This is a genomic window from Leeuwenhoekiella obamensis (genome assembly GCF_055391795.1).
This window is the reverse complement of sequence record NZ_AP029251.1, coordinates 3,207,437-3,223,468: the sequence shown is the minus strand read 5'-3', so window position 1 is coordinate 3,223,468 and position 16,032 is coordinate 3,207,437. Positions and strand designations below refer to the sequence as shown.

Genomic DNA, 16,032 nt, shown 5'->3' with positions numbered 1-16,032 from the left:
CGAATCTGCTTAGATATTGATTTAATAAGGCTTTCTAACATAAGTTCTACAATTGAATTAATAAAGTACGTAAAAGTTAGCGGGAGTCGAGAATTCGGCTAGTGGTTCAATTCTATTAGAATGTTATGTTCTATTTCTGGTAAAATCCGCAAATAAACCCAACCCCCTTTTTATTAGAATGAACAAAAAGAAAAAAGATAAAGATTGGTTTAAGGATAGGGGCTATTTACATTTTACAAACAGAATACCAATAGATAAGCGTTCTTCTGTTTTAAAATATATTTTAGATCCAAAAAATATTGCTCAACATTCATTCTCTCCCCTTATTTTAAAACATATAAAACAAAGACGTTTTAAAAAATCTGAATTTAATGGTCTAAGTAGACGCTCGCACAAAACAATTGAGGACGGTGCTTATATCTCTAATACAAAAGTGCGTGATATAATGTATGCTACACATATCGATGCACATATATATTCATATTACACGCAAAAAAGACTTTATCCACTTTATAATGATTATTTAAATTCTAAAAATATCTTAACCGCGTCCGTTACCGCGTACCGCCAAATTCCTTCTGATAATGGCAAAGGGTATAAGAATAATGTCCACTTTGCAAAAGATGCTTTTGATGAAATAAAATCTAGAGAAAATTGCGTTGCTCTTACATTTGATATTAAGAATTTTTTCCCCAGTTTAGATCATAAGCATTTGAAAAAAATGTGGTGTAACCTACTTAAGACTAAATCACTTCCAAAGGATCATTATAATCTATTCAAAGCTGTCACGAACTTTTCTTACGTAAAACAAAAAGATCTTAGAACAGTAAAAGGACATTTTGATGAAAAGAAAATTGCTCAAAATAAGAAGAATGGAAAACAAACCTTTTTTTACAGTTTAAAAGAGCTTTTTGAATCAGGAATTCAGATTTATAAAAATGAAAATAGGAAGAAAGGAGATATTTGTGGCATTCCACAAGGATTGCCAATTAGTGCAATGCTTGCCAATCTTTACATGCTTCCTTTTGATGAAGAAATAATAGAAAAATTCGTTAAGACAAAAGGTGTGTTCTACCGGAGATACTCTGATGATATTATTGTGATTTGTAATCCTAAAGACAGAGAAAAAGTAGAAGCTTTTATTTATGAAGAAATAAAAAAAATCAAACTCAAAATTTCACCTGAAAAAACAGAAAGATATTTATTCTCTCAAGGCGAAGATAGATTGACCTGTTCAAAAATGATCAATAATAAATGGATTGAAAATATCCCTCTAACTTATTTAGGTTTTGAATTTTATGGCTATCAAACTTTGATAAAATCGAAGAATTTATCAGCTTTTTATCGAGAGATGAAAGAGACAATACATAGAAAAGCAAATAGGGTAAATTCTGTAAAAAGTAAATATCTTCTAGACGAAGCACCTATATTCAAGAGAAAAATTTATAGGCTCTACTCATATAAAGGTATAAAGAAACGTAAACTGCAGAAAGGTAAACAAACCAGAATTTTTAGAGGTAATTATATAAAATATGCCTATCGCGCAGCCGAAGAAATGAATGCCCCTGAAATAAAAAAACAACTTCATAATCACTGGAAAATTCTTCAGTCAACTCTGCATAACCACGATTTCTCAAATATTAATAAAAATCAGGAATGAGTCTTTTTTGCGAAAGCGAAATACCCGTGCAATGCAGTATGGGCGGCGGGTATTCTCCAGATATTAAAGTAATTGTTGAAGCACATGCAAATACGTATCGACTAGCGCAAGAAATCTACTTATAATTATAGGGGAAAACCCCCTTTTTAGGGTCAAAACACCCCCGAATTGCCAATGGTATGTTAAAATGATGTAATTTAGCGGCTCACTAAACCTAAGTCCTTAATTATGAAATTTTTAAAACCTACTTTATTACTAGCGTTCGTAATGATTGCTTTTACTTCTTGTGAGAAGCTTGACGAACTAACTGAAATTGATGTAAACGACACAATTACTCAAACTGTTACTGTAAGCGTGAGCGGTGGTACTACCTTCTCTGAGTCTATGACAATTTCTGTGGCTGATCCTGATGTTCAGGACAATATAGATAAGATACAGTCTGTTACTGTAGAGAGACTTACTTATGAGATCACTGATGTAACTGGTACAGAAGGTGTTATACTTAATGGAGCCTTTAAAGTAAACGGAGGAACGCTCGCTTTAACTAGCATTGATCTTTCTGCTTCTGACAATGCAAATACCGTGACTGATATTACTGCTCAAGCAAATTTAGTTCAAGCATTAGCTTCTTCTATTAAAAACAATGCTACAGCAACTCTTGCTCTTGACGGTTCTGTAAGCGCAGAGCCTGTGAGCTTTAAAATTAAGATCGTTGCAGATGTAAAAGTTACTGTTGACGTGCTTTAATACACATTTATAAAACATATTAAAACCGGCCCTTTGTGGCCGGTTTTTTTATTCTTTAATTTCTGAGGGAATAGTTCATATTTTTTCTATAACGATTTAGTAATTTTAATGCTCCGACTGAAAAAAATTAACAGAAATGAGTAATTACCATATCAAGAATTTAGAAGAATACTTTCAAGTATATAGAAAAAGCGTGCGCGACCCAGAAAACTACTGGGCTGAGATTGCCGAAGAGCATTTCACATGGCACAAACGCTGGGATAAAGTTCTTGAATGGGATTTCTCAAAACCTGAGGTAAAATGGTTTCAAGGTGCAGAGTTGAATATAACTGAGAACTGCATAGACCGTCATCTTAGAACTCGTGGCGATAAAACCGCGATTCTCTTTGAACCTAACGACACTAATGCAAGCGCTGAACACATCACGTATAATGATTTGCACGAGCGCGTATGCAAGTTTGCAAATGTGCTCAAGGCGAAAGGCATAAAGAAAGGAGACCGCGTTTGTATATATTTGCCCATGATTCCAGAGTTGGCTATCAGTGTTTTGGCTTGCGCCAGAATTGGGGCGATTCATTCGGTTGTTTTTGCGGGATTTTCTTCAACGGCACTTGCCACGCGTATTAACGATGCCGAGTGTAAAATGGTAATAACGTCTGATGGTAGTTTTCGCGGAAGCAAAACCATAGACCTTAAAGGCATCGTGGATGAAGCGTTGAAAAAATGTGATTGTGTTGAGCATGTGCTTGTCGCAAAAAGAATTGCGAGTGACATTCACATGGAAGAGAATCGTGACCACTGGCTGCAACCGCTACTAGATGAAGCGAGCAACGATTGCCCTCCCGAAATGATGAAAGCTGAAGACCCGCTTTTTATTCTTTATACTTCGGGAAGTACTGGTAAACCTAAGGGAATGGTGCACACCTGCGCCGGTTATATGGTGTACACAGCGTTTACTTTTAAAAACGTATTTCAATATCGTGAGGATGATATTTACTGGTGTACGGCAGATATCGGGTGGATCACGGGACACAGTTATATAGTTTACGGTCCGCTGGCAAATGGAGCCACAACCGTGATGTTTGAAGGTGTTCCCACGTATCCAGACTACGGCCGTTTCTGGGAAATTGTAGAAAAACATAAAATCACACAATTCTATACGGCTCCTACGGCGATTCGGGCTTTGGGTAAAGAGTCGCTAGATTATGTTGAGAAATATGACCTGTCTTCGCTTAAGGTTTTAGGAACGGTGGGCGAACCGATAAATGAAGAAGCGTGGCACTGGTATGATGAAAATATTGGGAAGCGCAAATGTCCTATCGTTGACACCTGGTGGCAAACAGAAACCGGCGGAATCATGATTTCGCCAATACCTTATTCCACTCCGGCGGTTCCTACATTTGCGACCTTGCCCATGCCAGGAATCCAGCCTGCGTTGATGGATGAAGAAGGCAAGGAGATTAAAGGCAATCAAGTGGACGGTAGATTGTGTATCAAGTTCCCGTGGCCATCTATGGCAAGAACGATTTGGGGAAATCACGACCGTTATCGCGACACCTATTTTTCGGCATTTAAAGACATGTATTTCACCGGTGACGGCGCATTGCGAGACAGTGTGGGATACTATCGTATCACCGGCCGCGTGGATGATGTGGTGATCGTCTCTGGTCATAACCTGGGAACCGCGCCCATAGAAGATGCGATAAATGAGCATCCCGCTGTTGCGGAAAGTGCTATCGTGGGCTATCCGCACGACGTAAAAGGCAACGCATTATACGGTTATGTAATTCTCAAAGAAACCGGTGGAACGCGCGATAAAGACAACCTTAGAAAAGAAATTAATCAGTTGATTTCTGAAAGAATAGGGCCAATTGCAAAACTGGACAAAATTCAATTTACATCTGGGTTACCAAAAACCCGAAGCGGAAAGATCATGCGTAGAATTTTGCGTAAAATCGCTTCTGGTGACACTTCAAATCTGGGCGATACATCTACATTATTGAACCCTGAAGTTGTTCAGGAAGTAATGGATAACGTTATAAAATAAAGGGAAATGCATAAAATTTTAGCGACCGTTCTTTGCGGTCTCATACTTGCTCCGGCAGTACTTTTCGCGCAAGCGGAAAAAGAAAAATTATATCCTGAACTGCACATCAAGGATGGCGACAAGGTGATGATGTTGACGTATTTTAGGCAGCGATATCCCACCCGCATTGAGATTGACGATGATGGAAATATTATAGAAGTGCCGCTACCAGACCCGATGCTTGAGGCGAGTTTGCACATCGCACTTTCTACTGACGGTCGCAATTGGACGCCGCTTAATGACAACAAACCCATCTGGGACCAGTGGATGCGCGACCCGTATGTGCGCCGAGGTCCTGACGGTACTTGGCATATTCTCGCCACTGGCGGGATGGGAGAGCTTGAGAAAGATAAAGTTGGCCCTACGTGTTTGTACGCTACATCAAAGGATTTGATTTACTGGAAGGCTGAGCGTTCTTTGCCGTTGATGCAAGAAGCAAAAGAGAATGGGGCTTTCGCCAAAAACATATGGGCGCCAGAGTGGTTTTATGATGAAGAAAACAGCGAGTATGTTCTTGTGTGGTCGTCATCCTTTGATGAAGCCGGCTGGATGAATAGCCGCTTGTGGTATTCCCGCACAAAGGATTGGAAAGATTTTACCCCAGCAAAAGTGCTTTTTGACCCGCCATATTCTGTGATAGATGGTACGATCTTAAAAGAAGATGGAAAGTATTATCTGTTTCATAAAGAAGAAGAATTTGGAGCAAAAACCGGTGAGCGCCGCGCGATTCGATTAGCAGTTTCAGATAATCTGGAAGGACCTTATGAAATCGTGGAAGGACATCTTAACGACGGTCAAATCGTCCCCGTAATTACCGAAGGTCCCAGCGCAATCCCAGACCCTTTTGAAGATGGTTACTTGTTGTATTATGATTTCTGTATGACAAACCGTTTTGGCGTTTCATATTCTGATGACTTGACTAACTGGGAAATTCAGGAAGATGCTGATTTTCCTGATGCGGCGAGACATGGTACGGTTTCAATAATTTCTTCGGCGGAAGCTGAAAAATTGATGAAAACGTATCCTAATAAGAAATAAAAAAAGAGGAAAACATCTTAAGTGACGTTTTCCTCTTTTTAGTTTTTTGGCTACAGCCAAATAGCTTTTTAAACGATTATGGCGCCGGATTAGGATGAATTGCATGAACTGCATTGATCTCTTCTAAAACTTCGTCAGAAAGCGTAAGATCAACGCTAGCGATGTTTTCTTTAAGCTGCTCCATAGTTGTTGCTCCTATGATGTTTGAGGTCATAAATGGTCTGTCTGTAACAAAAGCTAAAGACATCTGAGCAAAGTTGAGATCGTATTTTTCTGCGATGTCACGATACATACTGGTTGCTTCAAAGCTTTGCTCGCTGTGATAACGCTTATACTGCGGAAACAAAGTCACTCGTGCATTCTCTGGTTTCTTACCATCAAGATACTTCCCTGAAAGTGTACCAAAACCAAGCGGCGAATATGCTAACATACCCACATTTTCGCGGTGTAAAATCTCGGTCAATCCTACTTCGTCTTTACGGTTAAGAAGGTTATATGGATTTTGAACGGTAAGCATTTTTGGGAGATCATGTTTTCTTGATTCTTCTAGAAATCTAAACAAACCATACGGCGTCTCATTACTCAAGCCGATGTGTCTGATCTTGCCTGCTTTTATGGCTTGTTGCAAAGTTTCAAGAACTTCTTTAAAGTTATCTTCCCACTGCTCGTCACTATCGTGTTTGTATCCCAACTCACCAAAATAATTAGCGTTGCGCTCTGGCCAGTGCAATTGATAAAGATCAATATAATCTGTTTGCAGGCGTTTTAAGCTTTTCTCAATAGCGTCGTTGATCTCGTGAGCTGCATAGCCACCAGTGCGAATATGTTTTGTCATATCTGCCGGCCCAGCGATCTTAGAAGCTATAATAAGATCATCACGTTTGCCTCGCTTGTTAAGCCAAGTTCCTATGATGCGCTCTGTACTTCCTTGTGTTTCGGCTTTCGCCGGAACGGAGTACAATTCTGCAGTATCGATAAAATTAACGCCTTGCTCAACCGCATAATCTAGTTGCTCATGACCTTCTGCTTCGGTGTTTTGCTGGCCCCAAGTCATGGTGCCCAGGCATATCTTACTGACTTTTATATCTGTATCTGGAAGTGTGGTGTATTTCATTTTCTTTTTTGGTTTACCTCAAAGTTAGGCTATGTCAAACAAAAAACCTGCTGACTTGAAGTACAGCAGGTTTGTGTTGTTTTTTCTTTTGGCGAAAGCCTAATTAACTTCAAAATATTGCGTGATATAAATGGGCTTGCCATTTTTTGTAAATCCTTGTATCACGATTTCAAATGTGCCTGAGATATCTGAAGTGAAAAACTCAAAGGTCTTATTGTCTTTAAAATCAGCATGCGGCTCCCATAGAAGTTGGTATCTATAATCTGGCGTTCTCTTGTTATCGCCATTACTGTATTGCTGTTTAAAGTATTTTTTTGCAGGATCTATTGAACCAATCTTTGCAGCGGTAGCTGAACTTGAGGAGTAATACGTTTTCTTAAAATCCTCATCCTTTGTGTTGATGATCAACATACCAAAAAAGACATTTGGCCCAAAGTTATATTCTTCTCTAACCACAGTGATCGCCTCAATATTGCGAGAAGGGTAACTTAAGATCGTACTTGGATCCTTCTGGATAATACCATCTACGATCAATAGCGGATCTCCTTCTCCTCTACCCACGCCTAAGTCTGGTAAAAACACTCTGAATCTTAGCTCTTGATCAATGCGACGTACAGCTACATTCTCAATGATCTCAATAAAGGTTTCTCTCACTGTATTAAAACGCGTGTAAGCATCCAGATCATATTTCTTAACATCTACACCTTTACTGTTATAAAACGGGTCTTTTATTGCCTCTACAACAAGCGTATCTGGCTTTAAAGCGAAATATGCATTCTCCACTTGATTGGCAACGCTTCGTTTTAAAATAGCTTCGTTTTGAGCATTAGTTATCTTAAAATCTTTGAATCTTAAGTCACTAAAGTTTGGCGTAGGTGTGGGATTAAGAGTTACCTCATAATCCTTGTCATCTAGCACAACAACTGAGGCATATTGAGAATCGTAAGGCTCATCAAGAACGAAGAAAAATTCACCGTCTTTAACCGTGCTCGCTACTTGAATATTGAGATTGTCATCAGGAATGGATAGCGCCACTTTTTTAGACGAAGTCACATTTGCAATATCCTGACCATAGATCTTCCCGTTTATCACCTCACCTCTAATCTCAGGAACGATCAATTTTTCAATATTTTGAACATCGACTTTTTCAAATTTTGTTGAGGCAAAATCTAGACTTGTTTTTTCTTGCTTCCGCGAAAGCGCATCTAACTTCCTCACAGAAATTGAAAGGTCTGCTTCTAAATTCTTTGAAAGGCTTACAGTTACTTTTTGTCTTTTTCCCGCTACTGAAGGTGTTATGTTTAAAGACGTATTTGTATTGTTTGAAACTGACTTTTGAAGTTCAATTTTTACTGGATTATCTTCAACGGTAAGTATCTCACCTTGATCACCATTGTATGGATTGATCACATTAAGCGGCGTTTGAAAATACATCTCACCCGAGGCGTTAAGCATCCATAAGGTGTACGCGATCACAGCATAATTTCCAGACGGAATGTTTGTGTCTAAGAAAATTTCGCCTTGAGCTTTACCATCTACAACACCTACTTTTTGACTTTTAATGATGTTTTTGTCCTCATCTAAAATCGCAACATAAAGTATTTTACTAAGCGTGCTGGGAGAATTTATGTCCTTTAAGAAGGTATAAGCACTATAAAAAAGCGTCTCGCCAGCTAGTGCGGTTGTGGTATTGAGATGTAAGAAGACTTTTTCTTCATCATAATCGCTTGCCGATGAAATCGCTTGCTGACCGTTGACATTGAGAGTCAATAAAAGTAAAAATATATATAGCGTATTTTTCATCTATTCTTCCCAAAAATCTGGTTTAACATTCGTACCATGCAATGTACAATCTATACATCCAGAAGGCATAACTCTATACGGGCCGCCTCCTTCAATAGGATGAGCTTCTGGTGGTGCCTCTGCTAAAAATTTAACTCTGTTATCTAATAAAAGTCTTACAAGCTCCTCCAGACCAGGGCGCGTAACATCACAGATACTATTAAAATATCCCCTTTCATCATTAAGTGAGAAAATATCCTCAAAGTTGAAGAAGATACGTTTTTCAGAAACCGAAGAAACGCTGAAAAAGCCAATTACCTTTTCATCAGGATTAGTCTGAGAGACGATATTACCAGCAAGAAAACCTGGCTGATTCTGCACAAAAATGCTCTCAGTTTCTGAAATGTCTTTTAGTGTATTGTAAAACTCATAACCTGCTCTGTTAAGCACAAATTGTTTTACAAGAATACTGTAGCGTTGAGCAACCTTAGGGTCTGTTTGTGGTACAAAGTTTACTTGAAAATCCTGAACAACGTCCTGTTGAAATTTGCTAGTGCTTTCGATAATAATATCGCGAGAAACATCAAAATTATAACACACATACTCCTCGCGCTCTTTAAAAACTCTATCTACCTCATAAGGCTCTACTGCACTTATCACGATTAGATCTTGTATTGGGTTCTCTCGAGATAGGATCTTATATGCTTCCTCAAACCTATATTGATAATAAGTGGCATCATTATTTACTCCAGATCCATTTACTTTAATAGCAACTCCTGCTACTCCATTTTCATCAACCTTGCGTTCAGCATAAACTTCGTCTATCTGCGCTTCTGGAGTTACTTCTACAGCATCAGATCTGTATTCTCTACCATTTGCTGTTTGTATATTCAGGGTGTATTTTACATTAGGCTTTGCGCCAAATTGCTGCTCAGAGAAGTATTCTCCGCTTTGACTTTCCGCGAAAGCGTAAGAAGAGCCATCGTCACCCGTTACAGTAACATTAGCTGAAGTTTCTGGGAAAGGTCCATCGCCCACATCGGCATACGTTCTACTTATTTTAAGTTCTTGAGTAGTTACTTGGTCTGTAATTGTTGCTTCTACTACTATCGCATCTTCAAATGTTTCTGCCGCGTATTCAAATTTTTCTACACAACCTTGTATTAAAATGCTAAGCACAAGTAGCGCTAACGCACAGATCACTCTTTCATACCTCATCCTCATCATGATCAAAATTTAAAGTTATAAGTGATCGTTGGGACAGGCACCGAAAAAATACTGTTTTGATATGCCTGCACTTCACCGTTATCTGTTACAAAATAAACCGCGTATGGATTATTTCTTCCCAAGACATTGTACACAGAGATGTTTATGAAACTATGTCCTACTTTTTCAAGTTTATGATTACCCTCTATGTTTATCCCTAAGTCTAACCTGTAATAGTCTGGTATTCTAAATTGATTTCTATCGCTGTATAAAACATATTCTGCATCATTATACGTGTAAACCGCCACAGGAAAAGTAACCGGCCTTCCCGTTTGATAAACAAAGTTTGCCGAAAAGCTAAAACGCTTTGTTAGCTTGTAATTTGCAACCAGGCTTACATCATGTGGTTTATCGTAGTTTGTTGAGAAAAACTCGCCGTTATTGATCGTCTCTTCTCTGTAAGGACTATCAAACTTTTGTAATGAGCGCGAATATGTGTATCCTAAATATCCATTGAATTTACCTAGAGTTTTCTTGATCAATAGTTCAGCACCATAGGATTTGCCCTTGCCTTGTAAAACCTCTGTTTCTATGTTTTGATTTAAAAACAATTGAGAACCGGTTTTAAAATCGATCACATTATTTGCTGTTTTATAATAGCCTTCTAGACTTACTTCATATTCTGAGTCGTTGAAGTTTTTATAAAACCCTAAAGAAAATTGATTTGCTCTTTGCGGCTCGATAAATGAACTAGACAATGTGTACGTGTCCGTAGGTGATGCCGTGGTATTGTTAGACAGCGTATGAATGTATTGCAAGGTGTTGTTATAACTCGCCTTAATAGAAAATGTAGGGTTGAGTAAATATCTTGCAGATAATCTTACCTCTGGGCCTCCATATGTTTTAATGAAATCATTGTTTCCATAAGCTGTAGAGTCTGTAACCGTGCCTTCGCTTAATGGCACTCCTTCTTCATAATTTCTTTCTGTGCGTGGTCCTAGAACATTAAACATGCTAAGACGCAAACCTGCATTTACAAGAAGCTTATCGCTTATTTTATAATTGTCTGAGAAATAAATGGCAGACTCTAGACCTTTTTCACTGTCAATATCTACGGGTGAGTAGTTGCTTTCTTGACCTTCTGGTGTAAGGCTTCCGGGTTGTACATTGTATAGTTTAGAGCTTAAACCATATTCAAATTGATGCTTTGCGCTTTTTAGATATTTAAAATCTAGCTGCAGGCTTGTTTCATTAATACCATAATTCTGCCCAAAGCTATTTGCTGGATCTGAATCATAATCAATATTAAAATCATAATCGCTATGACTAAAGGTTAGCGCTCCGGTAGTCTTTTCTTTGATCTTAAAATCATATCCCAAATTCACAAGCATATTGCTGTATGAGAATATTGAGTCTGAGTTTATACTAAAGCGGTCTTTACTATAATATCCTGATGCTCTAATTGCGTTACGATCGTTGATCTTGTGATCATATTTGGCGAAAGCGTCATAAAAAGAAGCGCTGCTATTTTTTAAAGACTCCTCATCTAGCGCTTTTAAGATATAATCAGAATATGTGGCTCTACCGCCCACAATAAGTCCACCTTTTTCTTCGCTTACAGGAACCTCAACCATAAGATTACTGGTTACAGGACCTATGGATGCCTCACCATTAAAGTTGGTCGTGCTAGCTTTTTTTGAATGAATATCAAAAACTGATGAGAGTCTACCGCCAAATTTCGCCGGAATGTGCCCTTTATAAACATCTACACTTTCTGTAGTAAATGGGTTGATCGCAGAGAAAATACCAAAAAAGTGTGACGGATTATAAATGATCCCTTTATCAAGCAATACAAGGTTTTGATCTGCCTTTCCTCCTCTTACATTAAAACCTTGTGAGGCCTCACCCTGCGTGCTAATTCCTGGTAAGGTTGTCGCAACTTTAAAGATGTCTCGCTCTCCTAAAACCAGCGGAATATTCTTAGATTCTTCTACATTGATCTCTTCGGCGCCAGCTATTGCATCTTCTACATTTTGGTTTTTTGTGGCATCTAGCAACACTTCACCTAGTTGCTGTAAATTCTCAGATAGCTGAATGTTTAAATTCCCGTCGTTGTAAATGATCACATTTTGAATAAGCGTTTCTGTACCCAGAGATTTAAACTCTAAAACATTAGAACCTGCAGGAAGGTTTATCTCATAATAACCTCTATCATCTGTTACTGCGCCTACGTTGCGATCGCGTACCACAATGGCAAGATCTGGTATAGGATCACCGGTTTGTTGCAATGTGATGTAGCCTGTTAATCTAAATCTCTTTTGACGGTTTGCCGCATTCTCACGGCCTATTCTCACTGTTTCTGCAGTGCGTGTTTCTCTATTTTGACTGGTGTAGAAAACGGGTGCGGCAACAGTTTCAACTTCTGCTTCAGTGACTGTTTCATTTTCTTCCTTCGGGTAAAAAACTGATGGTAAAGTGTCGTAAATCGCATTATTTAAAGTGATGATCACTTTATCTCCATCTACAAAATAGTTAAGGTTTGTTTCATTAAAAAGTGCATCTAAGACCTCACTTATTGATGCATTTGTAAACTCTCCTGTAAAGGATTTTCCTTGCGTCCAAGTTTTTGAGAAATAGAATTCATAACCTGTTTGTGCCTCGATCTTTGTTGCGATTTCTTCAAAAGAATTTTCTTTCGCTTTAAGCGAAATAACCTCTTGCGCCTGGCATACAGCCACGGAAATAAAAATGAGAAAAATTATAACTCTCTTCATATTTCCTTATCTGTATTTGAGTATAACTGGCTTAGCAAGGATTTGTAAAAAAGCGTTTTGTTATTTCTCCTGGCGGCGGAGTTGCTTTTATAATATGCCTTGATCAAATTTTCTTTATCAGGAAAAGCCTTGATCCAACTGCGCTGATTACTTATTTGAAAATAATTTGACCCGTTCTTAGCATAAAACGCATCTGGTCGGTCTTTAAACTCAAAGTATTTGTATTCTTTATCGCGCTTTTCGTTAAGGTTTTTTCTCAGTTTTTTAAGCAGTTTCACCTCACCTGCACTATAAATCTCCTCGTAAAAACCAGAGTCAATATCTTCTTCCTCGCCTATGTATTGAAATCTGCGGCCATTAACTTCAAAGTGATCAATGAACTTCTGATTCAGCTTAACGTTCTTAATTGCATTGTCTGTCTTGATGCGTATCAGCAACAAATCGTCATAAACATTGTAATTTAAAGACACGTCATAATACGGCTGCCCATAATAAACTAGGCTTCCTTCTTGATATTCTGGCAGTAGAAATTTTGTATATTCATTGAGCGTAACATGCTCTTCGCGATAGATCGTACCGTTGCTAAGTGGCGTATTATGTTGGCCTACTATTTTGTCAAAAAGTTGATAGTATTGTTTTGTTTCCGTTTTGGCTTGCGCCAAAAGTGTAGCGCTCGTAATTAAGGACAAAAACAAAAACGCATATTTCATAGGGGCGGCTTTAAAGCATAGACTTTAATTGACCTCAATATACTCTTTAATTACGATAGAATCTCCATTTTTTGTAAATCCTTTTAGTGATACTTCAAAAACACCATCTACGTCTGAAGTGTAAAAAGAATACTCATCTTTTTCTGCAACGTTAAAATTTGGCTCCCAAGCCAATAAATACCTGTAATCAGGAATTCTGGAGTCTGCTCCTGATGCGTAGGATTGTTTATAATACTGCTTATTTAATGCTACCGGTTGCTGTGTAAATGCATGATCATTGTAAGAAAGATACCTTTTTGCAAAATCCCCATCCTTTGTCTTAACGTCTATGATACCATAAAACAGCTTTGGGCCGAAGAAATACTTGCTGCGTATTACTGATATATCATCGATCAATGCCGCAGGATATTCTACCAATTTTGCATGATCTTCTAAGATGATTCCATCTACAATGACCATCGCAGCAGGATTATCCTCATAATACAGTTTATCTTCTACCTGCACTTTAAAAACAGGTTTACCGTCTTTGCTACGCAGCGATGCATATTCTACAACCTCTACAAAAGTTTCCTTTACCGTCTTAAACCTTGTGTAATCGTCTAATGCAAATGTTTCTCCTATCGCTCCATAGAACTTCTGGCCAGATGGCGGAGTGATGATCGTGTCTGGCTTTTTTGTGAAATATGCATTTTCAATTTGGTTTGCGACACTTCGTTGTTCGATCTGTTTTTTTAAGTCGGGCGTGAGTTTGAAACTGGCAAAAGATAGATCAGAAAAATCGGGTTGCGCTTTCGCGGAAAGTTTAACTTCATAATTTTCTGCATTTTCTAACGGATTAACCACTGCATTTTCAATGGCAAATGGCTTATCTACTACAAACTTAAAAGTTCCGTTTGCATCTGTTTTTGTTGTATAAATGCTTGTGTTGCGATCCTGCGGAAATGAAAGTCCAAGTGTGATATTGTTCACCGATCTTTCATCTGAAGATATTGAGCCTTCAATGATCTCGCCTCTTAATTCTGGTAAAATATCTGCACTTTGCTTTGACACGGGTTGAAACATAGAAGTCCTTTTCGCAAAAGCGATAATTGCATCATTATCTTGTTTAAAAAATGGATCTACACGTTTTACTGTAAGTGTAAAATCTTCTCTTAGACCTACTGTTTTAGGAGTAATATCAAGCGTTACTTTTTTGCGGTTGCCTATTTTATGAGTGCTGATCTTGAGATCTATTTCTTGAGCGGCGATAGGTTTTAAATCAACATTTTCTGCCTTTGAAATGTTGCTTTCTGTAAAGCCCTTCTGATCGCCCAGATATGGATTTACGATCACGAGATCTGTTTGAAAAAAATGTTTTGCAGATGCATTTAACATCCACTGTGTGTAAGCGACCAACTTATAATTGCCCGAAGGCACAGCGGTTTTTATAAAAATATCTCCTTGAGCTTTACCATTTGTGATTTGAGATTTCTGCTCATGAATCACATTTTTATCAGCATCTATGATCTTTACATACAACACCTTGCTTAATGCTGAATAATGCTGCAGATCACCCAGAAAAACATTAGCCTTGTAATACAATGTCTCTCCCGCAAAGACAGTGTTATCGCTTAGCGTTAAGTGAACTTCTTCTTGATCTAATGTCGTTTTGTTTTGCGCCAGAACTACAGAACCAGCGATGAGAACAAAAAATACGATGAGTGTGTTGCGCATAATTTTTTAGTCTATCCAGAAATCTGGTTTTACATTAGTTCCTAGCAAAGTACAATCCATACAAGCGGCGGGCACTACAAGATAAGGCCCATCAAAAGGCTGCGGATTATCATTGTCTTTAAGGTATTTTGCAGAGCCTGTATCTAGTAAAAAAACCAGACTTTCTACCGCAGGAGCTGATGGCTCACAATTTTCAATAAAATCTCCCGGTCTATCTTCAAAATCATAAAAGTCATCATAGTTAAAAAAGATGCGCTTTTGCGATACGCTAGAGACATTAAAATAGCCTAAAACAGGTTCGTCTTCATTTGTTTTAGAAATGATATTACCAGTGAGCAAACCGGGTTGGGTTTGTGTAAATAAACTTTCGTTTTCAGAGAGATCCTTTAACGTGGCATAAAACTCATAAGCCTCACGCGTACGCACATATTGCTTAACAAGAATGCTATACCGTCTGGATATTTTTGGGTTTAACCTATCAAGAAAATTCACCTCTGCACGTTGCACATTGCCAGAAGATAGATCTTGCGTAGAAGTAAGTATAATTCTATCGCTATCTAAAGTGTTATAACAGGTATATTCTTCTTTTACTTTATCTACTTTTTTAACCGAATACGGAAAAGTAAGACTCACAACTTCTAAGTCTGTATCTGATCTATATGGCGATTGGATCTTGTACGTTTCTTCAAAAGTATATTGAAAATAATATGCTTCATCAGCAAGCGTATTACTATCTACAAAGATCCCAACACCGTCGTTGCCAAAATCATCTTCTACACGCTCAGCATACAGATCATCTATCGCTGCTGCCGGTGTAAGTTGAGTAGAGATAGAAGCATATTCTCGCCCATTTGCTTGTATCTCTAAGGTATAATTAATGTTTTGGCTTGCGCCAAAATCCTCTGAAGACAAGTAATTGCCTGTTCCATCATCCTTAAATATGTAAGAAGATCCATTATCGCCCACTAATCTTACATTAGCTCCCATAACAGGTTTTGGATCTGTTGTATCGAGCTCATAAGATCTAGTGATTTTGATTTGTTGCGTTCTAACCTCATCTGTGATCGTAGCCTCTACAACCAGCGCACTGTCAAAATTCTCCACCTCATAATCATAAGGCTCTACGCAGTTATTAAAAATAAGAGCCACTACAAGCATGAAAATAAACCTCGTTGTATTCGTAAACTTTTCTCTCTTCATCG

General features: G+C 38.2%; 11 protein-coding genes and 1 pseudogene. 5 read left to right on the top strand and 7 right to left on the bottom strand.

Translation table 11 applies throughout. From position 1 onward, the window contains the following. Positions 1 to 178: 178 nt before the first annotated feature. The 5 genes and pseudogenes from ACZ5L8_RS14265 (at position 179) to ACZ5L8_RS14245 (ending at position 5,531) form a co-directional block, all read left to right on the top strand. Positions 179 to 1,660 (top strand): reverse transcriptase domain-containing protein, encoded by a 1,482-nt coding sequence (locus ACZ5L8_RS14265; protein WP_464438341.1) that lies wholly within the window; start codon positions 179 to 181, stop codon positions 1,658 to 1,660. 17 nt (positions 1,661 to 1,677) lie between these two features. Then, positions 1,678 to 1,785, top strand: a pseudogene (locus ACZ5L8_RS14260) (histone deacetylase); the annotation flags it as partial. Between the two features lie 103 nt (positions 1,786 to 1,888). Continuing rightward, the gene (locus ACZ5L8_RS14255; RefSeq protein WP_464438340.1) at positions 1,889 to 2,407 is read left to right on the top strand and encodes a hypothetical protein; all 519 of its coding nucleotides are present in this window, start codon (positions 1,889 to 1,891) and stop codon (positions 2,405 to 2,407) included. A gap of 136 nt (positions 2,408 to 2,543) precedes the next feature. Next, positions 2,544 to 4,454 (top strand): acetate--CoA ligase, encoded by a 1,911-nt coding sequence (gene acs, locus ACZ5L8_RS14250; protein WP_464438339.1) that lies wholly within the window; start codon positions 2,544 to 2,546, stop codon positions 4,452 to 4,454. Between the two features lie 6 nt (positions 4,455 to 4,460). Next, positions 4,461 to 5,531, top strand: a complete 1,071-nt coding sequence (locus tag ACZ5L8_RS14245) for a glycoside hydrolase family 43 protein (RefSeq protein ID WP_464438338.1) — start codon at positions 4,461 to 4,463, stop codon at positions 5,529 to 5,531. Positions 5,532 to 5,607: 76 nt separating this feature from the next. Here ACZ5L8_RS14245 and ACZ5L8_RS14240 read toward each other — a convergent pair whose 3' ends face one another. The 7 genes from ACZ5L8_RS14240 to ACZ5L8_RS14210 form a co-directional block, all read right to left on the bottom strand. Further along, positions 5,608 to 6,645 carry an NADP(H)-dependent aldo-keto reductase gene (locus ACZ5L8_RS14240; RefSeq protein ID WP_464438337.1) on the bottom strand — a complete coding sequence of 346 codons (1,038 nt, stop codon included), beginning with the start codon at positions 6,643 to 6,645 and terminating at the stop codon, positions 5,608 to 5,610. A gap of 99 nt (positions 6,646 to 6,744) precedes the next feature. Further along, complete coding sequence (locus tag ACZ5L8_RS14235) at positions 6,745 to 8,415, bottom strand: hypothetical protein (RefSeq protein ID WP_464438336.1); 1,671 nt, start codon at positions 8,413 to 8,415, stop codon at positions 6,745 to 6,747. A 33-nt stretch (positions 8,416 to 8,448) separates the two neighbouring features. Beyond that, entirely contained in the window at positions 8,449 to 9,654 is a 1,206-nt protein-coding gene (locus ACZ5L8_RS14230; RefSeq protein WP_464438335.1) for a DUF4249 domain-containing protein, read from the bottom strand. Positions 9,655 to 9,656: 2 nt separating this feature from the next. Next, entirely contained in the window at positions 9,657 to 12,407 is a 2,751-nt protein-coding gene (locus ACZ5L8_RS14225; RefSeq protein ID WP_464438334.1) for a TonB-dependent receptor domain-containing protein, read from the bottom strand. Next, complete coding sequence (locus ACZ5L8_RS14220) at positions 12,404 to 13,117, bottom strand: hypothetical protein (RefSeq protein WP_464438333.1); 714 nt, start codon at positions 13,115 to 13,117, stop codon at positions 12,404 to 12,406. Before ACZ5L8_RS14220 ends, ACZ5L8_RS14225 begins: the two co-directional genes overlap by 4 nt. Before the next feature lie 24 nt (positions 13,118 to 13,141). Next, positions 13,142 to 14,830, bottom strand: coding sequence for a hypothetical protein (locus ACZ5L8_RS14215; RefSeq protein WP_464438332.1), 1,689 nt, complete (start codon positions 14,828 to 14,830; stop codon positions 13,142 to 13,144). A gap of 6 nt (positions 14,831 to 14,836) precedes the next feature. After that, positions 14,837 to 16,030: a DUF4249 domain-containing protein gene (locus ACZ5L8_RS14210; protein ID WP_464438331.1), complete on the bottom strand. Its 1,194-nt coding sequence runs from the start codon at positions 16,028 to 16,030 to the stop codon at positions 14,837 to 14,839. Positions 16,031 to 16,032: the final 2 nt, after the last annotated feature.

Coding starts and splice junctions, on each gene's coding strand:
- ACZ5L8_RS14265 (WP_464438341.1), top strand. CDS start 179: ATGAACAAAAAGAAAAAAGATAAAGATTGGTTTAAGGATAGGGGCTAT.
- ACZ5L8_RS14255 (WP_464438340.1), top strand. CDS start 1,889: ATGAAATTTTTAAAACCTACTTTATTACTAGCGTTCGTAATGATTGCT.
- acs (WP_464438339.1), top strand. CDS start 2,544: ATGAGTAATTACCATATCAAGAATTTAGAAGAATACTTTCAAGTATAT.
- ACZ5L8_RS14245 (WP_464438338.1), top strand. CDS start 4,461: ATGCATAAAATTTTAGCGACCGTTCTTTGCGGTCTCATACTTGCTCCG.
- ACZ5L8_RS14240 (WP_464438337.1), bottom strand. CDS start 6,645: ATGAAATACACCACACTTCCAGATACAGATATAAAAGTCAGTAAGATA.
- ACZ5L8_RS14230 (WP_464438335.1), bottom strand. CDS start 9,654: ATGATGAGGATGAGGTATGAAAGAGTGATCTGTGCGTTAGCGCTACTT.
- ACZ5L8_RS14225 (WP_464438334.1), bottom strand. CDS start 12,407: ATGAAGAGAGTTATAATTTTTCTCATTTTTATTTCCGTGGCTGTATGC.
- ACZ5L8_RS14220 (WP_464438333.1), bottom strand. CDS start 13,117: ATGAAATATGCGTTTTTGTTTTTGTCCTTAATTACGAGCGCTACACTT.
- ACZ5L8_RS14215 (WP_464438332.1), bottom strand. CDS start 14,830: ATGCGCAACACACTCATCGTATTTTTTGTTCTCATCGCTGGTTCTGTA.
- ACZ5L8_RS14210 (WP_464438331.1), bottom strand. CDS start 16,030: ATGAAGAGAGAAAAGTTTACGAATACAACGAGGTTTATTTTCATGCTT.